This window comes from Kistimonas asteriae (assembly GCF_018263925.1).
In the GTDB taxonomy this organism is placed as follows: domain Bacteria; phylum Pseudomonadota; class Gammaproteobacteria; order Pseudomonadales; family Endozoicomonadaceae; genus Kistimonas; species Kistimonas asteriae.
The window spans coordinates 389,914-407,901 of the sequence record NZ_JAEVHF010000001.1 but is presented as its reverse complement, the minus strand read 5'-3'; the positions used below and the strand labels follow the sequence as shown (position 1 = coordinate 407,901).

The following is a 17,988-nucleotide window of genomic DNA, read 5'->3' as shown; positions in this document are numbered from 1 at the left end:
CTTTTTGACCATAGTCTAAGAAGGGGGATTGGATAGAAAAAGGGCCGATTCACGACTGCGAACCGACCCCATGGCACAGGGCATGTGCAATTCGGTTACCGGCGGGGCTTTTTGGCCTCACTCTCCAGCTGCATACCGATCACGGCCAGTTTCAGCAGTTTCACCGGGCTTTTGGTGAACAGGGCGTCAATCAGGCGCTGGAACAGGGTGAATTTCTTTTGGGTATAAGGGTACCAGTTAGGTTCCAGCTTATCGCTCTGCTTGTCAATCAGGATCGCCTTGGAACGGCTGAAGGCAAGCAGGCCTTCGGCGCCCTTGGCCCGGCCGAATCCGCTGCTGCGGGTACCGCCAAAGGGCAGGGCGGGATTGCCCTCTGTGAGCATGACATTGTTGATCGACACGGCGCCGCAGACCAGGGCCCGGGCGACCCGGTCAGCGCGCTCCAGGTCCTTGCTCCAGACACTGGCGGACAGGCCAAACTCGCTCCTGTTAGACGCCTCAATGACTTCTTTTTCTGTGGTAAAACGGAAGACCGGCAGGGTGGGGCCAAAGGTTTCTTCGTGGGCGAGGAGCATGTCATCCGTGATATCGGTAATCAGGGTGGGCAGGTAGAACTTGCCCTGTTCGCCTGTCACCATGCCGCCGGTATGAATGGTGGCGCCTTTGCTGCGGGCATCCTCAACATGGCGTTTAATAATGTCGAGCTGAAAGTCAGCGGTAATGGCGCCTATGTCAGCATCGCCCTTGTCGCCGGCATTCACGACCAGTGCATCAAACTGGGCTTTGAGCTCAGCGACAAATTCGTCGTAGATGCTGTCATGCACGTAGAGCCGTTCCACGGAGGTGCAGGACTGACCGGCATTGGTCAGCGCGCCCCAGACGGCGCCGGCCGTCGTTCGCTTGAGGTTAACGTCTTCAAAGACAATCATTTGATCCTTGCCGCCCAGTTCCACGTCAACGGGAATGAGCATGTCGGCGGCCTGTTTCAGCAGTTTGCGACCGGTCGCGCAGGAACCGGTGAAGAATATCTTGTCGGGGCGTGCGGCCACCAAGCGTTGTGCGGTAATGCCTGTGCCATAAACCACTTTGACACTGTTCCTGATCAGCGGTGATGCCTCAAGGATCTCTTCCAGCAGCCCTTGCATGGGGGTCAATTCTGACGGTTTGAAGACGACGCTGTTACCGGTGATGAACGCACTCATCATGAAGGTCATGGCAATGTGGAAGGGGTAGTTCCAGGGGGCGATGACCAGGACTGTGCCCAGGCTCTCATGATACACGCGGGACTTCTTGCCCATCAGGGTGATCGGTGTGTGAACCGTCTGATCCTTCAGGATTTTCGGGGCGTTATCGATATTCCATTCCAGGTTGTCCAGTACGCCGAGGATTTCAGACACGACAGCATCGGTCAGGGTTTTTCCGGTTTCTTCACAAATACGTGCAGCAATGCGATCACGGTTCTGCAAGACATAATCAAGAACCTTGTGAACTTCGTGGCAACGTTCAGATACGGTGTATTTTCGCAGATCCTGGTTGGCGCTGCGGCAGGCGGCAAACAAGGCGTTAACCTGTTCTTCAGAGGTTTCCTGCAGGTTGTAGAGTGGGCTTTCTGTGATGGCGTCGTTGACGTTGATAGCTACGGCCTGGTTCATGATATTCCCTGTTCTTTTATATCGCTGTTTATTCGGTCATCGTTGAATCGATGGGTCAGGCGTCCGGTGCGCAATGGACCTGGTAATCCATCACGGTATAGACGCCACTGTCAGGTTTGTAGACGTTGCCTTTGCCGGAGTAGTAAAGGCTGAACACGATACCGCGTAATCCAAACTCCAGCAGTTTGATCTGGCTGCCCAGGATCTTCGGGAGTCGCTCACCATAACCCAGTAGCGTCAGGAACCCTTTCAGTACTGGAGCCGGCAACGTGCCCAAGAGTGACAGGACCATTTTCAGGTCCTTGATATCCTGCGGATGGGACGGTGAGAGAACGGTATCAATATGCGCGAGGCAGCCGGTTTCAGAGAATGCCGGGAAATCACCATTCCGGGGTAGCAGAATGTCGCCAATACGTTCAACCGCGGTGAGCTGGCGCTGATTCAGGACTCGGGATGTGGCGTAGGTCATACAACCTCCTGCAGTCGGGGGGCAGCAATCGATTGCGCGGTATTCTGGGAGATGGATCGCTCACCAAAATCATTGAGGATGCTTTCTGCCGCGCGATGGCTCTGGGCCATGATGGTCAGTGACGGGTTGATACCAGGCGCCATGGGGTAGATCGCGCCATCGGCAATCATCAGGTTTTCAAAGCCGTGAACCTGGAACTGCTCGTTGACCACTGAGTCAGCAGCCCGTTGGCCTATGCCACAACCTCCCATCAAGTGCAGTGCGATAACCAGCGGTGATTCCATGACTTCCCGGGCGCCAACCGCAGAGAAAATATCACGGATTTGTTGCAAGCCCGCTTCAGCGCGCTGGCGATCGACATCATCCAGTGGCTTGTCAATCACCAATCGGCCATTGCGACTATGGCGCAGGGTGCCGGGTACTTCATCACGGACAGCGACTTCTATACAGGCCATGCGACGGTATTGCTGCATGAAGTTCTGGTGTTGTTCCCCGAAGCCCGCCTTCAGCAGGGAGACCGCGACAGGGCCTGCAAAGACATTTTCCAGTTTAAAGCCTTGTGCACGAAAGCGAGGGTCATCTGACTTGAGTGACTGGAAAGCGCCTTTGTGGGAATCGACAATGTCATCCATCAGGGCGATCGACATGAACTGTGGATGGCAGTGGAAGCCCCTACCCAGTGCGGGCAGTCGTTCACTGTGGCCGGAGCGTAGTAGAAGGTCGGTGGAGCCGAGGGCGCCGGCGGCCATAATGCATTTGCGAGCATAGAGCGTCTGACGGTTGTTCTGCCTTTCGCCATGAACCGCGACATGGGTTTTGCCATGCACTACCTGATGGACCTGGAACTGGTCGATCAGTGTCAGCCCTTCTTTTAATGCATTGGGAATGAAGGAGACGGCCATGCTTTGCTTGGACTCCCTGGGGCAACCGCCCAGGCAAACGATGCAATCGTTGTGATCATTCTGGCAGTTGTGTTGACCGCGACGCAGTGGTGCGCGTTTTAGTCCCAGTTTGTCAAAGCCATCGGCATACAGCTTGGCGTTACCGTTCCAGTCGGATTCCTGAATGGTTTCCAGGGAGAGTTGCTGTTCAATGGCGCTGTAGTGACGATCCATGGTGTCGCGCTGGTAAAAGTCGACACCGGACTTGTGGCGGAAATCATCCAGGGCGATATCGTCAAACCGATCCAGCAGGCAGTTGTTGATGATGGTGCCGCCCCCGACGACCTTGCCGCGCAGTAACACCATGCCGGCATCGCGGGTAGAATCCATACCGCCGTTCCACATCAAGTTGGCGTTGGCTTCCAGTTCATTGTCGGGCCAGGTGTCGGCCTGCCAGGATTTGCCAGCTTCAACCAGGCAGACGCTGGCGCCAGCTTTGCTCAGGTAATAAGACAGAACACTGCCTGATGCGCCTGAGCCGATAACGATAAAGTCGTAGAATTTGCCCATGGACTGACCCTGTTTCAGGAGCTGTATTGTTGTTATGTGGCACTATGGTACTTCTTTGGCGGCGAAATGCGCAACTGTTCTATATAGCAGGGTTGTCGAGCTTTTTGAATGGCAATAAAAAAGCGCCCACTATACACAGGGGCGCTTTTTTATATCGTGTTCTGTTGGTCAGCGTGTTAACTCGTTCTGGAAACGGCCAGACGGGCAAGTGCTTCCATGGCGCTACGGTGGGAAGACGTCGGCAGGTAAGCGAGCGCACTGATTGCTTTGTCAGCTTCTGCACGTGCTTTCTGCTCCGTGTACTCAAGTGCGCCGGATGTTCTCACAATCGCAAGAATGTCATCGAGTTGATCAAGACCGCCTTTTTGAATGGCTTTGCGAATCAATGTGACGTCTTCCTCTGAGCCTTCGCGCATGGCGTAGATCAGTGGCAGAGTGGGCTTGCCTTCGGCCAGGTCGTCGCCGACATTCTTGCCCATTTCCGCGCTGTCACCATTGTAATCCAGTAGGTCGTCGATCAGCTGAAAGGCCAAGCCAAGGTGGTTCCCGTAGGCCTGTAAGGCTTGTTCCGTTGTCTCGTCAGCGCCGGCCAGGATGGCAGCTGTATGGCTGGAAGCCTCAAACAGCATAGCTGTTTTACAGCGAATGACATCCATGTATTTTTCTTCAGAAATGGACGCATCGCGCACATTCATCAGCTGCATCACTTCGCCTTCAGCGATGACGTTGGTGGCATCGGCCAGTACGTTCATCACCTGCATATCACCAATGTTGACCATGCACTGGAAGGCGCGGGAGTAAAGGAAGTCACCGACCAGGATGCTGGGGGAATTACCCCATTTGGCATTGGCGGTGGAACGTCCGCGGCGCAAATCCGATGAATCGACCACATCGTCATGTAACAGGGTGGCGGTGTGCAGGAACTCAATGATAGTCGCGAGTTCTACATGGCGCTCACCGGTATAGCCGCAGGCTCGGGCAGCCAGCAGCACCAGCAGGGGACGTAAACGCTTGCCGCCGGCTTCGATGATGTAATGGCCGATCTTCTCAACCAGCGGTACATCTGACTGCAGTTGCTGGAGGATGCAGGCATTAACGGCCGTGAAGTCGTCTCTGACCGTATCATAAATAGTGCTGACTGCAGGGTCTTGAGTCATTGAGGCGGGCGCTTATAACTAAAGGTAAATTCCCGCGAATCCTATGGGGTGGCGGGTAGACTGTCAAGCAAAGGCGGAGAGATTGGGGGAAGATCAGGCTTGTGCACTTATTGGACATTCCTTACAATGGCCGCCCCAATCTGGAGATCCCGCCCGTTGCTACTTTGTTATGGTGTACCGGTTTACCGGAAAGCATCATGCAGCACAGGCACAGGAAACAGTGTTGGTTAACAGAAAATTCCACCCGTCCGGGTGGATGCCTTTAACAAAAAGGCCCAGGATTTTCGGAGATTAAAATGTACGCAGTTATCAAAACTGGTGGCAAGCAGTACCGTGTTGCTGAAGGCGACACCCTGAAGATCGAGAAACTCGATATTGCCACAGGTGAAACCGTTGAATTTGACCAGGTGCTGATGATCGGCAACGGCGACGACGTAAAACTCGGCGCACCCGTTGTTGAAGGCGCTAAAGTAGCCGCTGAAGTGGTTACTCAGGGCCGTGGCAAGAAAGTCATGATCATCAAGTTCCACCGCCGGAAGCACCATCGCAAGCAGATGGGCCACCGTCAGTGGTTCACCGAAGTGAAGATCACCGGTATCAGCGGCTAATATCAGGAGATTGATCAATGGCACATAAAAAGGCAGGCGGTAGTACTCGTAACGGCCGCGACTCGGAAAGTAAACGCCTTGGTGTGAAGCGCTACGGTGGTCAGGTCGTTGCTGCGGGTAACATCCTGGTACGTCAGCGCGGCACCCGTTTCCACGCCGGTGAAAACGTAGGTGTTGGCAAGGATCACACCCTGTTTGCCAAGGCAGACGGCAAGGTGGTCTTCGAGGTGAAAGGTCCCAAGAATCGCAAGTATGTGCGAATCGAAGCGGCCTGATCCCGTTGTGATAGAAGCCGTGAGGAATGCGGTGTTTTCACACAGGTGAAGTCAGCGCGTTTTCATGGTTGAAAAGCCCCGCCTACGGTCGGGGCTTTTCTTTTATGTCCGGGTGGTTCGTACCGTTGGGGAAAACGGGGCGCGGATGGCCCGGCAGATGGAGAAAGAGTTATGAAGTTTGTCGATGAAGCACCGATCTTCGTGGAAGCGGGCAAAGGCGGCAATGGGTGTGTGAGCTTCCGCCGGGAAAAGTTTATCCCCAATGGTGGTCCTGACGGTGGCAATGGCGGCAAGGGCGGTCATGTCTATGTCGTGGCGGAAAATGATCTGAATACCCTGGTAGATTACCGTTACCAGCGCAAATTCAAGGCGGAAAGCGGTGAGCAGGGTCGTGGTAGCAACTGTACCGGCAAGCAGGGTGAAGACCTGGTGCTGAAAGTGCCAGTGGGTACCACTGTCATTGATGAAGATATCGAAGAAGTCATCTGTGACCTGACCCATGCCGGCCAGAAATTCATGGTGGCCAAGGGCGGTCATAACGGGATTGGTAACAGCTGCTTTAAGTCCAGCACCAACCGGGCGCCGCGCGAGTCCACACCGGGTAAGCCGGGTGAGGCGCGTAACCTGCGCTTTGAGTTGAAGGTGATTGCCGACGTCGGTCTGCTGGGTATGCCGAATGCGGGTAAGTCGACCTTTATTCGCTCCGTATCCCATGCCAAGCCGAAAGTGGCGGACTATCCCTTTACCACACTGGTGCCGAATCTGGGCGTGGTGAGTGTCAAGCAACACCAGAGTTTTGTGATTGCGGATATTCCCGGGTTGATTGAAGGGGCGGCTGATGGTGCGGGTCTGGGTATTCGCTTCCTGAAGCATTTGTCCCGTTGCCGGATTCTCCTACACCTGGTAGATGTGGCGCCATTTGATGAGTCTGATCCGGTAGAATCGGCAAAAGCGATTATTCATGAGTTGGAAAGCTTCAGTCCGGCCGTGGCGCAGCGCGATCGCTGGCTGGTTCTGAACAAGGTTGATCTGTTGCCGGAATCGGATCGTGATGCGATCTGTGACCGTATTGTCAGCGAGATGGGCTGGGAAGGGCCGGTATACCGGACTGCCGCGATCAGTGGGGAAGGGACTGAGCGTCTTTGCCAGGACATCATGCGTTTCGTTGAAGAGAAAAACCTGCAGGAAGCGGAAGATGAAACCTTCGCCCAGGCGGAAGCCGAACACCGCGCCCGTATGGAAGAGGAAGGCCGTATCAGGATTCATGAGCAGTCTGAGCAGCGTCGGCTCAAGCGTCGGGCGATGAAAGAAGTGCAGCTTGAAGAAGACGATGATGACGGCGAGGTGGAAGTTATTTACGCCCCGTAAGTTCCAGGAGCAAGGAAAACGATGTCGAACCGGGAGATGCTGGCCGACACCCATCGCTGGGTGGTCAAGATTGGCAGTGCGCTGCTGACGGATGACGGCCGTGGCCTGAATGTTGAAGGTATTTCCCATTGGGTGGCCCAGATGGCGGCGCTGCGTCGCCAGGGTGTGGAAGTGGTGCTGGTCTCGTCCGGTGCTGTTGCAGCGGGCATGTCCCGGCTCGGCTGGAAAGAGCGACCGGCCGCGATGCATGAATTGCAGGTGGCCGCAGCCGTTGGGCAGATGGAGCTGGCGCAGACCTGGCAGTCGGCGTTTGAGCGGCATGGTATCCAGACTGCACAGGTTTTGCTGACCCATGCTGACCTGTCCAACCGGCAGCGTTATCTGAATGCCCGCAGTGCGCTGGTCACGATGCTGGATCTGGGGGTCATTCCGGTTATCAATGAAAACGATACCGTAGTGACCGATGAGATCCGGTTCGGGGATAACGATACCCTGGGTGCGCTGGTGGCCAATCTGGTGGAAGCGGATGTGCTGACCCTGTTGACGGATCAGAAGGGTATGTTTACGGCTGATCCGCGTACTGATCCTGACGCTGAAATGATCGATGAAGCCTATGCCTCGGACCGAAAGCTGGATGCCTTGGCGGGCTCTGGCGGCGGTAAGCTGGGTCGTGGTGGCATGGCAACCAAGTTGCGTGCTGCAAGACTGGCGGCTCGCTCAGGGGCTAAAACCCTGATTGTCGGCGGCAGAATGGAGAGTGTGCTTGAGCGTCTCTATAGTAGTGAGTCGCTGGGTACCCTGATGCTGCCGGACCATGCGCCGGAAGCGGCGCGTAAGCGGTGGCTGGCTGGCCAGTTGCGGGTTCAGGGGCGTCTGGTCATCGATGCCGGGGCGATTAGAGCCTTGCGGGATTCGGGTCGGAGTTTGCTGCCGGTCGGTGTACGTTCCGTTGAAGGCCGATTTCAGCGCGGTGAGATGGTGGCCTGTGTGGATGAGTCGGGTAATGAAGTGGCCCGTGGTCTGGTCAACTATAACAGTGAAGATGCTGTTAAGCTGGCCGGTCATCCCTCCAGCCAGATTGCATCAATACTGGGTTATATTGATGAGCCGGAGCTGTTGCACCGGGATAATCTGGTATTGGTCTGAGTCGATCCTGGTCATTGTGCAGATAAAGAAAAAGCCGGCGATTGCCGGCTTTTCTATGATCGGGTGTCGGATCAGGCAGTTGCCAGAGCCTTAACCTGGTCGTTCAGACGGCTCTTGTGACGAGCAGCCTTGTTCTTGTGGATGATGCCTTTGTCTGCCATGCGGTCGATAACCGGAACGGCGGCGGCGTAAGCGGCCTTGGCGGCTTCTGCATCCTTGCTTTCAACGGCTGCAATCACTTTTTTGATGGATGTGCGAACCATGGAACGCAGACTTGCATTGTGCTTGCGGCTCTGTTCGGCCTGACGGGCGCGCTTCTTAGCAGAAGGAGAGTTAGCCAACTTTAGGTGCTCCTGAAACTTCGGACTGTATTTCTAAACGCGGAACTATGAAGGCAGAGCCTGAACTTGTCAACAGGGATTTCTCGGTGCCGCGCCATGCGTGGCCTGCCTTCGCGCGGCATGCGTATTTATTTCACTGGTCGCTGGTAGTGGTGATTGGGTACACTCTGGGTAAACCCTGCTAATGCATCGTGTTCATGTCATCACCCATTGAAAATCCAGGTTCCGGAAAACCGGAACGGGGGCTGTTACGCTCCAGTGTCACCGTCGGTTTTATGACCATGCTGTCCCGTGTATTGGGACTGGCGCGGGATGTGGTCATTGCCGTTTATTTCGGCTCCAAGGCGGAAGCCGACGCATTTTTTGTAGCGTTCAAGATTCCCAACTTCCTCCGTCGTTTATTTGCCGAAGGGGCGTTTTCCCAGGCCTTTGTGCCGGTGTTGTCTGAGTACCGAACCAAGCGTCCTAAGGAGCAGGTGCAGGCATTGGTGAACCATGTGGCGGGTACGCTTGGTTTAACGCTGGTTGGTGTGACGACGATTTGCATGCTCGCCTCCCCGTTGTTGATTATGGTGTTTGCGCCCGGTTTCTATCAGGACTCTGCCAAGCTTGAATTGGCTGGCAGTATGCTGCGTATTACCTTTCCTTACCTGTTGCTGATTTCCTTGACAGCCTTTGCGGGTTCCATTCTAAACAGTTACGGACGGTTTGCGGTGCCGGCATTCACACCGGTACTGCTCAATGCCAGTTTGATTGGCGCCACTATATTGATGAGCCCCTGGTTTGAGCAGCCCGTCATGGCGCTGGCCTGGGGCGTGGTCATTGCCGGTATTTCCCAGTTGTTGCTGCAGATCCCGTTCCTCTGGCGGATCGATATGCTGCCGACGCCTAAATGGAGTTGGCAGGACGAAGGGGTGCGGCGAATCATGACCCTGATGATCCCGGCGCTGTTCAGTGTGTCTGTCAGCCAGATCAACCTGTTACTGGATACCGTTTTGGCGTCTTTCCTTCAGACGGGGAGTGTCTCCTGGCTTTATTATTCTGATCGCCTGTCTGAATTACCCCTGGGTATTTTCGGCATCGCCATTGCCACAGTGATCTTGCCAAGCCTGTCCCGTAATCATGCCAAGGAATCGCCGGAAGCGTTTTCAGCGACACTGGACTGGGCGCTGCGCATGGTGCTGCTCATCGGTATTCCTGCCGGTGTTGCCCTGTTTATTCTAGCGGAGCCGCTGATTGCCACACTCTTCCACCACGGTCAGATGACCGGGCATGATGTCATGATGTCCGCCATGAGCCTTCGTGCCTATGCGTTAGGTTTGGCGGCGTTCATGCTGATCAAGGTGCTGGCTCCAGGGTATTTCGCTCGTCAGGATACCAAGACACCGGTGAAGATTGGGGTCACCGCCATGGTCGCCAATATGGTGTTCAATCTTATATTGGTCTGGCCGTTAGATCATGTTGGACTGGCGCTGGCGACGTCCATGTCGGCCTTGTTGAATGCAGGTTTGCTGTTTAGTGGATTGCGAAAAGCAGGCGTATTCAAGCCGGCTGCTGGTTGGTCGGTGTATGGCTTCCGATTGATTATGGCGAATGTCGCCATGGGGGCTGTGCTGGTATGGCTGTGTGCTGATCCTGAGCAGTGGTTGAACTGGGGCTTGTGGGCGCGAGTGGAGAATATCGTGATTCTCGTGGTCAGCGGTGTGTTGATTTACGCTATTGCGCTATTGATGATGGGTATGCGTATCCGACACTTCAGGCATTAAGATGAAATTGGTGGTGGTGAAGTGTTTAGGACTATCACCACCCCTAATATTCCAGCTTATCCTATCGCAGCTTTTGGTTGTTCCGAAGCGGGATCTGGTGTGGCGATAAGGGAATCAATTTTTGCCAATCCAGAAATGATGTCGGGATCAATAACGCTTTCTCGTAACTGCTCCATATAAGCGTCTATAAGAATTTGATCTACACCGTTGTGATCCAGGCGCTCGGCAATTTCTCGTCTGATATCCTGCTCTAAAGTGGTTTGTAGTCTGTAAGGTGTTCTGTAAGCTTGGATATACATTTCAAGCGAACATATGCAGGTTGCAATCTTTTGAATAGCAGAAGGAAAGCATTCAAATTTGACTGTCAGTGTTGCCAGAATGGCCTCGAAAGCATAGGTGCCATACTCAAGGAGGGGGCGAGCTGGCCCACTTCTCATGGCGTATGGCACTGATGCTTGGCATGGGTTGCGAAATTCTTCAGGAATGTTATGAATATCTTCTGGGCGCTCTTCTGAATCATAAAGATTGATAGTGAATAGCCTATCGATGATGCTTCTGACTTCAGGCTTGTCAAGCGTGTCAAGATTTACTTCGAGAATAGGTTCGTTAAGAAACATGCTTTTTTGGATTACGATATAGGCAGCCCTTAGAGCAGAATCATAGAATATCGGGAATCTAGTGTAAATTTCATCGGTTATTGATTGGATCTGTTCTATATACGCAGACATCATTTTTGAGTTTTTGCTATCTGGACGGAGTTTTCTTAAATACTTTTTAAAATTAAATTGTTCTCCCTTTTGCGCCCGGTCTTGCTCAATAAATTGGTAAAGGGAGTCTGTTTCGGCTCTTTTTCTATCGTCCATGGATGTGTCTTCGATCTCTTTGGGCGCAGCAGTGGCTCCTGCGGTAGAGAGGGAGTTGTGCTCATTTTCTTTTTTTGTCTGGCTTTTACCCTGTTGTTGTCGGGTATGTTCCTGAAGCTGATTCTGTACTGCCAAACCTTGGGGGGATTGAGGATCAATGTTAAGTTCTTTTTTTATTGCTTCTGGAGCACTTATTCCATGGATGACAACTTGATCGTACAACTTATAAATAAGGCGGTTTCCAATTTTTATGACAGGAGTCTTTTTTTCTTGCTGGCTTAGTGCTTTGGTCACGTTGGGGCTATTGCCTGTTGTAGGTTTATCTTCCTGACTATTCTTGAAGATGGGTGTATTTCCCTTTATGCCTTCCATACTGATTAATCTCCCGTTGTTGAATGGTGATAAATATTAGAGAGATAGCAAAGGAAAATGTTCCATGTGAATTCGTTGGATATTGTTTTTTTTTATTCTAAAACGCTATATTTTGACGAAGGTAATAGGAATGGAATACTCTGAATGATGCGGGCTTTGCATAGAAGCAAAGCCCGCATCATTGTCATGCGCTGAAGTGTTTGTGATGAAAACGTAAGTGTTCCTCAATAAATGAGGCGATAAAGTAATAGCTGTGATCATAACCCTTTTGGTAGCGAATCTCGGCAGAGTACTGTTTTGTCTTGCAGGCGGATATTAAGTTTTCCGTTAACAATTGCTGTTCCAGAAAACTGTCTTCAGAGCCCTGATCAATGAGTACAGGTAGATTTCCTGCTCCTGCTGCAATCAGTTCCGTTGTATCCCAGGTCTTCCAGCTTTCCTTATCATTACCCAGGTAATGGGTGAAGGCTTTTTCACCCCAGGGGCATTGTGTTGGATTGACGATGGGGGAGAAGGCTGTGGCTGAGACATATCTGTCCGGATTTTTCAGTGCAATCATCAGAGCGCCATGGCCGCCCATAGAGTGACCGGAAACCGCGCGCTGATGGGTGACGGGGAACGTCTGCTCGATTAATGTTGGCAGCTCCTTTGTGATGTAGTCATACATCTGATAGTGGCGATTCCAGGGCGCCTGGATGGCATTGAGGTAAAAGCCTGCACCCAATCCAAGATCATAAGCCTGGTCGTCTGCATCGGGCACGCCTTCACCGCGAGGACTGGTGTCGGGCATCACCAGTGCCAGTCCCAGTTCAGCGGCAATTCGCTGGGCGCCGGCCTTGGTGGAAAAGTTTTCATCCGTACAGGTCAGGCCTGACAGCCAGTATACGACGGGTACCTTTTCACCGTTGTTGGTCTGCGGTGGCAGGTAAACTGAAAACGTCATGTTGCAGTGCAGGGTGGTTGAAGGGTGGCGATACTGTTTCTGCCATCCCTCGAAACAGCGGTAGCTGTTGAGTAATTCCAGTGTTTCCGGCATGGATGTTACCTGTGCCGGGATGCGGTGCATCCCGGTCTTGCTGATTTATTGGTCGAAATGAATCACAGTGCGGATGGACTTGCCTTCGTGCATAAGATCAAACGCGGTGTTGATCTCATCCAGCCCCATGGTGTGGGTAATGAAGGTATCCAGTTCATATTCACCCTCCATATAACGCTGAACGTAATCCGGCAGCTCTGAACGGCCTTTGACGCCACCAAAGGCTGAGCCTTTCCATACCCGGCCGGTTACCAGCTGGAACGGACGGGTGGATATCTCTTCTCCCGCACCGGCCACACCAATAACGACCGATTCACCCCAGCCCTTGTGGCAGCATTCCAGGGCCGAACGCATCAGATGCACATTTCCTACACATTCAAAGGAGTAGTCCACACCGCCATCGGTCATTTCCACGATGACGTCCTGGATCGGTTTATCATAATCCTTGGGATTGACGCAGTCGGTAGCGCCCAGCTGTCGTGCAATCTCAAACTTGCTTTCGTTGATATCGATGGCAATGATGCGGCCCGCTTTCGCCATGGTGGCGCCAATGATGGCGGACAGGCCAATGCCGCCCAGGCCAAAGATGGCAACGGTGTCACCTTCCTGAACCTTCGCCGTATTCATGACGGCACCCATACCGGTGGTCACACCACAGCCCAGCAGGCAGACTTTTTCCAGCGGTGCATCTTTGCGGATTTTTGCCAGTGCGATTTCCGGTACGACGGTGTACTCGGAAAAGGTCGACGTCCCCATGTAGTGGTAGATGGGGTTGCCGTCTTTATAGAAACGGGTGGTGCCATCGGGCATCAGTCCCTTACCCTGTGTAGCGCGAATGGCCTGGCAGAGGTTGGTCTTGCCGGATTTGCAGAATTTGCATTCGCCACACTCCGGGGTGTATAGCGGAATCACATGGTCACCGATGGCCAGGCCGGTAACGCCTTCTCCAACTGCTTCGACGATACCGCCGCCTTCATGGCCGAGTATCGCGGGGAAAACGCCTTCCGGATCACTGCCTGACAGCGTGTAGGCATCGGTATGGCAAACGCCGGATGCGACAATGCGCACCAATACTTCACCTTTTTGCGGCGGCATCAAATCGACTTCTTCGATTTTCAGTGGTTCTCCTGGTGCCCAGGCAACGGCGGCGCGTGTCTTGATCATTTCCATTCTGTCATACCCTGTGTTGTGGGTGAGTGGATCGTGTTGATGCACGTATTGTATTTGTTTCTGATGAAACAATAATTGCCGTTTCAGGTAAATCACTATTACCAGGTGGTAACAATGGAGCGCTGGCAGGGCGTCACAGAATTTGTCGCTGTTGCGGATGCAAACAGTTTTACGGGAGCGGCCAAGCAGCTGGATGTATCCGTTGCTCATGTCAGCCGCAAGGTCAACGCGCTGGAACAGCGGCTGGGCGCCAAACTGTTTTATCGATCGACCCGGAAGGTGACGCTGACGGAATCCGGTAATCTTTACTATCAACATTGCCGCCAGTTGCTGGTGGGGCTTGAAGAAGCCGACAGGGCGGTGGCCGATCTCAATGGTGACCCGAGAGGGTTATTAAAAATGACTGCACCGGTGTTCTATGGCGAGCATTTTGTCGCGCCGCTGGTGAACCAGTTTCTCTGTGATCATCCGGAGCTGCGTCTGGAATTTATCCTGACCAACGAGAAACTGGATTTGATCAGTCATGGCTATGACCTGGCGATACGCCTGGGCAAACTGGAAGACAGCTCATTAATCGCCAGAAAAATTGGCCGTCGTACCCAATACGTCTGTGGCTCGCCAGCGTACTTCCGGCGTTATGGCCAGCCGCATACATTGGGCGAGCTCAGTCAGCACCAATGCCTGCATGGTTCAGTGGATGTATGGCGCTTCCTTGAAAATGGGCAGGAGAAGTATTTTCGAGTGCATGGACAGTGGCGTTGTAATAGTGGCCTCGCATTAAAGGATGCCTCGTTGCGCGGATTGGGGCTTGTCCAGCTGCCTGATTATTATGTTGAAAAACATCTGAAACGTGGTGAGCTGGTGTCTGTGCTGGATCAGTACCGGTTGCCTGATGATGGGATTTGGGCTGTGTATCCTCAAAATAGACACCTGTCTCCTAAAGTCAGATTGTTGGTCGAATACTTTAAACATCATTTTGGCTGAAGTTACTGGGATAGTAGTTTCTTTGCATCGCGAATATCTCTCTCAAGGAGATCAATGAATTCTTCAGGAATAGGCACCCCTTTTACTTTAAGTGTATCGATCAGTGTTCTGGCTTCATTTATGGCCTTGTTAATCTCTTGTTCTTGAGGTGAAAGTTTTCTGCCTTCTTTCCACAGCTTGTGTATTCTACGTTGCATCTGGACGAGTGGGGCTGCTTCGCGCATTTCTTCAGCAATTTGACAGTCCTTATCAAACTGGCTTTGTAGATCATCCGGGATCTTGACACCTTTGTTTTTCATTTCCTGCATGAGTTCTCTGGTGCTGTTTTCTGTCTCGGTTATTTCATGTGCTGACTGTAAATTTCTTTTTTCGCACAATTTGTGTAGTTTTGATTGTAGTCGTTCGAGTGGTGCGATTTTGCGTATTTCTTGAGCAACGCGAAAATCCTGATCAATCTGACGTTTTAGTGTATCCGGAATCTTGATGTCTTTATCTTCCATTTCCTGCATGAGTCCTCTGGCGCTTTTTTCTGTCTCGCTTATTTCATGTAATGATTGTAAATTTCTTTTTTCACAGAGGTTGTGTAGTTTTAATTGTATTGTTTCGAGTGGTGCTAGCGCGTGTATTTCTTCAGCAGTGCGGAAGTTTTGATCAATCTGATATTTTAGTTCATCTGGGACTTGGATGTTTTGATTCTCCATTTCCTGCATGCGTTTACTGATGTTGCTTGCTCTCCTTTTTATTTCGGATACTGATACTAACTCTCTTTTTTGACACAGCTGTTGTAATTCTTTTTGCTGCATTTCGAGTGAGGTTATTGGGTTTTCGGTTGTTTGTTTATCTTTATGTGGATTTTGTTCACGCAAGAATTTTCGTTCGGTTTTTCTTTTGGTTTTAGTGCGTTTTGGCATTGAGGGAGTACTTGGTTTTGTGCTTGTTTGTGATGAGTCTTTTTTTTCTTGGGTCTTTCGTTTTTTTCGTGATTTTTCTTTTGCTTTTTGTTCTTTTAATTTTTTGTTCTTAAATGACTGTAGACTCTCAAAGTCGATGTGTGCGGGGTGTTCAATATTAAGGCCTCCTCCGTCTTTTCTGAGTTTTTCAGAGCTCATGTTGCCTGGTGGAGTGTTCCAGCCGTAATATAGTGCACTTTTGTGGCGATGAAGCTTATTCCATAGTGATTTACTTATCATTTCTTCAATGGCTGGATCTTGATTGTATAATGCTACTAATAATTCATCCACCTTGTCTTTGTTAAGATCAGTGAACAAGCCTGGTGCAGTGAATGTTGTTTCTTGTGTTTGCTTGGAAGTACATATCATTGTAAGTAATTCATATTGATGGTTGATATGTCTGTTTTTATATTCCTTATGATTTTTTGCGAATAATATCGAGCCTTTTTGAGGGGGGGTTCCTGCTCCTTCTAGGAAGGAATCTAGGGGGGCGACTATTGCAAGTTTTAATTTTATGTCTTTTATTCGAGAGTATGTGCCGAGAAAGAAGCCACGAACTATGTCAAACTCAATATCGCACTCATCCCTGGCATATATGTCAAAGAATTGCCCTAGGTAATCATGAAAGCTGAAAAAAAATGCAAGAAATGCTGCGGAGTCAGAGTCAAGGACACTGAAATATTTAGGGAAGCTTCCCAGTGCCTCCGTTGGTGAAATATTTTCATGGCAATAGAACAACATAGTCCCATCAAGTTTTTTGTTTTCTTCAAGAGCCATAAAAACTTTTCCCGTGGAAAGTTCTTTAGGTGGTTGGCCATTAAAAAAAGCATTGCTATCGATCAGGGCGTTTAGCCTGGAACGGAAGGGGTTGTTCACTCCAGATGTTATATCAGCAGCTTGCTTCAGTAATGTGTAAAGTCTACTGCTAATCCAGGGGCCTGTATTAACTGCCCTCAGTGCATTCATAAATGCATCTCTGTTGCCTGGATTCTGAATATATTGCAAGACAGCGTCTTCTTGTTGCATAAAAAGATTATGCAGTTCTAGGGTTCGTTCAGCCAAATGGTTATTAAAATCTTCTTCGTTGGTGAAGTCTAAGCCCATCTCTGGTATAGCGCTCAATGGTGTGAAGGTGGGTCTTTGATGTTGTTCTTTTGCAGGGGGCAGTTGACTTTCTTCTGATGGCTTTTTTTCAGATCCTTTGCTTGATTCAGTAACGCGCGACTTATCTCGTGTCTGAATTTTAGGTCTAACATCTGGCTGGGTTGGCTTATGTGCGCCCGGCAACATATCAGCCTGTTCTTCTTGTTGTTGTACTTTTGGTTCAGAGACTGTATCGGATTTTGTTATGGTGCTGTCTGAATTGTCGTCTTTGCCTTTCTCGATTTTGTCCACTGTTAATGGTGCCGTAGCACTAATTGCTTGTTCTTGTGTGCAAGTCAAGATTTGCGGCAGGGTTACCTGTGCTCGTAAAAGGTGTTCTGGTTCCTTTTGAATAGTGGTTTTTGGCTCTATTGGGGATAAGGTTGGTATAGTCGTAATGCCTTGCCATTGCGATGGGCTGTCTTTTTCCAGTGATTGAACTTCATCTACCTGGACGTCTTCAGGTCCTATAAATCTGGGAGAAGGCGCTTGAGATGTATGTTGCAGGAGTACTTGGTTCCAGTCAGCAGGGTTTTGTTGTTTCCATATATCATGTAAGCTTTCCAGATTTTTTATATAGCACATTTGCAGCTGAACTTCTTCAGTGTTTGAGCCTGGGGTTAAAAGCAGCCGTGCACAATCGCTATATTCCTCTTCTAGTGTTTCAAAAGGACTGTTAAAGTCAATTTGCATGCACTGAGTGGTAAAGTGCTTGATAAGTGCTATTGAGTGCATTTCAAATTCATGACAAGTCATTATCTGGTGCAGTATATGGATGTTCTCCGGAATACTAGGAATGTCTTTTTTTTCAATGTCCTCCCTTACTACAGATGGAAGGTTTTCATAAGGTATGGTTGAAAAAAGTTTGGTGCTATTATTCAGTAGTGTTTGCTTTGTTCGTGGATTGTTTATTTGCTGGGTGAGTGATTTTAGTTCTTTGTATGTTATGTTTTTTTTTGATAGTCTATTTGCTAAGCTTTTTCTACCTGCGTTGTTAAGCTTTTCACATAATAGTTTGCGAAGTGAGTCTTGGGTTTGAAGTACATTGGTTACAGTAGGCGGGACTTTTTTTAACGATCGCCTATCCATATAGATAAAATCGCTATCATGGATGTTTTTGTCAATGACTGAAAAAGCAAGAGTCTTGCTCGCACTTCGATCACATGTTGCTTGATTTGCCATATTAATCCTTGCAGATGTTCTCTGATATCCTGATAGATGTGTGATTATCTATGTT

Annotated in this window: 15 protein-coding genes; 6 read left to right on the top strand and 9 right to left on the bottom strand. The window is 50.7% G+C overall.

Annotation, left to right across the window (positions count from 1 at the left end; all coding sequences use genetic code 11):
• Positions 1–95: 95 nt before the first annotated feature.
• The 4 genes from KHS78_RS01875 to ispB all read right to left on the bottom strand — a co-directional run bounded on the left by KHS78_RS01875 (position 96) and on the right by ispB (position 4,729).
• Positions 96–1,652 (bottom strand): aldehyde dehydrogenase family protein, encoded by a 1,557-nt coding sequence (locus tag KHS78_RS01875; RefSeq protein WP_211824599.1) that lies wholly within the window; start codon positions 1,650–1,652, stop codon positions 96–98.
• A gap of 55 nt (positions 1,653–1,707) precedes the next feature.
• Complete coding sequence (locus KHS78_RS01870) at positions 1,708–2,121, bottom strand: hypothetical protein (protein ID WP_211824598.1); 414 nt, start codon at positions 2,119–2,121, stop codon at positions 1,708–1,710.
• Positions 2,118–3,572 (bottom strand): GMC family oxidoreductase N-terminal domain-containing protein, encoded by a 1,455-nt coding sequence (locus tag KHS78_RS01865; RefSeq protein WP_211824597.1) that lies wholly within the window; start codon positions 3,570–3,572, stop codon positions 2,118–2,120. Before KHS78_RS01865 ends, KHS78_RS01870 begins: the two co-directional genes overlap by 4 nt.
• A 176-nt stretch (positions 3,573–3,748) precedes the next feature.
• On the bottom strand, positions 3,749–4,729 hold the full coding sequence (gene ispB / locus KHS78_RS01860; RefSeq protein WP_211824596.1) for an octaprenyl diphosphate synthase: 981 nt from the start codon (positions 4,727–4,729) through the stop codon (positions 3,749–3,751).
• 296 nt (positions 4,730–5,025) lie between these two features.
• On the opposite strand from ispB, the gene rplU reads away from it, so the two are divergent.
• From rplU to proB, 4 genes are all read left to right on the top strand, one after another.
• Positions 5,026–5,337 carry a 50S ribosomal protein L21 gene (gene rplU / locus KHS78_RS01855; RefSeq protein WP_211824595.1) on the top strand — a complete coding sequence of 104 codons (312 nt, stop codon included), beginning with the start codon at positions 5,026–5,028 and terminating at the stop codon, positions 5,335–5,337.
• Between the two features lie 17 nt (positions 5,338–5,354).
• The gene (rpmA, locus tag KHS78_RS01850) at positions 5,355–5,612 is read left to right on the top strand and encodes a 50S ribosomal protein L27 (protein WP_211824594.1); all 258 of its coding nucleotides are present in this window, start codon (positions 5,355–5,357) and stop codon (positions 5,610–5,612) included.
• Between the two features lie 171 nt (positions 5,613–5,783).
• Positions 5,784–6,980: an Obg family GTPase CgtA gene (gene cgtA / locus KHS78_RS01845; protein WP_211824593.1), complete on the top strand. Its 1,197-nt coding sequence runs from the start codon at positions 5,784–5,786 to the stop codon at positions 6,978–6,980.
• A gap of 21 nt (positions 6,981–7,001) precedes the next feature.
• Positions 7,002–8,126 (top strand): glutamate 5-kinase, encoded by a 1,125-nt coding sequence (proB, locus tag KHS78_RS01840; protein WP_211824592.1) that lies wholly within the window; start codon positions 7,002–7,004, stop codon positions 8,124–8,126.
• A 71-nt stretch (positions 8,127–8,197) separates the two neighbouring features.
• On the opposite strand, the gene rpsT is transcribed toward proB, so the two are convergent.
• Positions 8,198–8,467: a 30S ribosomal protein S20 gene (rpsT, locus tag KHS78_RS01835; RefSeq protein WP_211824591.1), complete on the bottom strand. Its 270-nt coding sequence runs from the start codon at positions 8,465–8,467 to the stop codon at positions 8,198–8,200.
• A gap of 197 nt (positions 8,468–8,664) precedes the next feature.
• Between rpsT and murJ the strand changes: the two genes are divergently transcribed.
• Positions 8,665–10,233, top strand: a complete 1,569-nt coding sequence (gene murJ, locus KHS78_RS01830; RefSeq protein WP_211824590.1) for a murein biosynthesis integral membrane protein MurJ — start codon at positions 8,665–8,667, stop codon at positions 10,231–10,233.
• A 56-nt stretch (positions 10,234–10,289) separates the two neighbouring features.
• Here murJ and KHS78_RS01825 read toward each other — a convergent pair whose 3' ends face one another.
• The 3 genes from KHS78_RS01825 to KHS78_RS01815 all read right to left on the bottom strand — a co-directional run bounded on the left by KHS78_RS01825 (position 10,290) and on the right by KHS78_RS01815 (position 13,674).
• Positions 10,290–11,468: a hypothetical protein gene (locus KHS78_RS01825; protein ID WP_211824589.1), complete on the bottom strand. Its 1,179-nt coding sequence runs from the start codon at positions 11,466–11,468 to the stop codon at positions 10,290–10,292.
• 184 nt (positions 11,469–11,652) lie between these two features.
• Positions 11,653–12,534, bottom strand: coding sequence for an S-formylglutathione hydrolase (fghA, locus tag KHS78_RS01820; protein WP_281416957.1), 882 nt, complete (start codon positions 12,532–12,534; stop codon positions 11,653–11,655).
• A gap of 15 nt (positions 12,535–12,549) precedes the next feature.
• A complete protein-coding gene (locus tag KHS78_RS01815) occupies positions 12,550–13,674 on the bottom strand; it encodes an S-(hydroxymethyl)glutathione dehydrogenase/class III alcohol dehydrogenase (RefSeq protein WP_425513949.1) in 1,125 nt (374 codons plus the stop codon).
• Between the two features lie 114 nt (positions 13,675–13,788).
• On the opposite strand from KHS78_RS01815, the gene KHS78_RS01810 reads away from it, so the two are divergent.
• Positions 13,789–14,658: a LysR substrate-binding domain-containing protein gene (locus KHS78_RS01810; protein ID WP_211824588.1), complete on the top strand. Its 870-nt coding sequence runs from the start codon at positions 13,789–13,791 to the stop codon at positions 14,656–14,658.
• A 2-nt stretch (positions 14,659–14,660) separates the two neighbouring features.
• Here the strand turns inward: KHS78_RS01810 and KHS78_RS01805 are convergent, their stop codons facing one another.
• On the bottom strand, positions 14,661–17,933 hold the full coding sequence (locus KHS78_RS01805) for a hypothetical protein (protein WP_211824587.1): 3,273 nt from the start codon (positions 17,931–17,933) through the stop codon (positions 14,661–14,663).
• Between the last annotated feature and the right edge of the window lie 55 nt (positions 17,934–17,988).

Bases quoted from the DNA above. Each gene is read 5' to 3' on its own strand.
- KHS78_RS01815 (WP_425513949.1), bottom strand. From the start codon at position 13,674: ATGGAAATGATCAAGACACGCGCCGCCGTTGCCTGGGCACCAGGAGAA.
- KHS78_RS01810 (WP_211824588.1), top strand. From the start codon at position 13,789: ATGGAGCGCTGGCAGGGCGTCACAGAATTTGTCGCTGTTGCGGATGCA.
- fghA (WP_281416957.1), bottom strand. From the start codon at position 12,534: ATGCACCGCATCCCGGCACAGGTAACATCCATGCCGGAAACACTGGAA.
- rplU (WP_211824595.1), top strand. From the start codon at position 5,026: ATGTACGCAGTTATCAAAACTGGTGGCAAGCAGTACCGTGTTGCTGAA.
- KHS78_RS01870 (WP_211824598.1), bottom strand. From the start codon at position 2,121: ATGACCTACGCCACATCCCGAGTCCTGAATCAGCGCCAGCTCACCGCG.
- proB (WP_211824592.1), top strand. From the start codon at position 7,002: ATGTCGAACCGGGAGATGCTGGCCGACACCCATCGCTGGGTGGTCAAG.
- KHS78_RS01825 (WP_211824589.1), bottom strand. From the start codon at position 11,468: ATGGAAGGCATAAAGGGAAATACACCCATCTTCAAGAATAGTCAGGAA.
- KHS78_RS01875 (WP_211824599.1), bottom strand. From the start codon at position 1,652: ATGAACCAGGCCGTAGCTATCAACGTCAACGACGCCATCACAGAAAGC.
- murJ (WP_211824590.1), top strand. From the start codon at position 8,665: ATGTCATCACCCATTGAAAATCCAGGTTCCGGAAAACCGGAACGGGGG.
- KHS78_RS01805 (WP_211824587.1), bottom strand. From the start codon at position 17,933: ATGGCAAATCAAGCAACATGTGATCGAAGTGCGAGCAAGACTCTTGCT.
- KHS78_RS01865 (WP_211824597.1), bottom strand. From the start codon at position 3,572: ATGGGCAAATTCTACGACTTTATCGTTATCGGCTCAGGCGCATCAGGC.
- cgtA (WP_211824593.1), top strand. From the start codon at position 5,784: ATGAAGTTTGTCGATGAAGCACCGATCTTCGTGGAAGCGGGCAAAGGC.
- rpmA (WP_211824594.1), top strand. From the start codon at position 5,355: ATGGCACATAAAAAGGCAGGCGGTAGTACTCGTAACGGCCGCGACTCG.
- ispB (WP_211824596.1), bottom strand. From the start codon at position 4,729: ATGACTCAAGACCCTGCAGTCAGCACTATTTATGATACGGTCAGAGAC.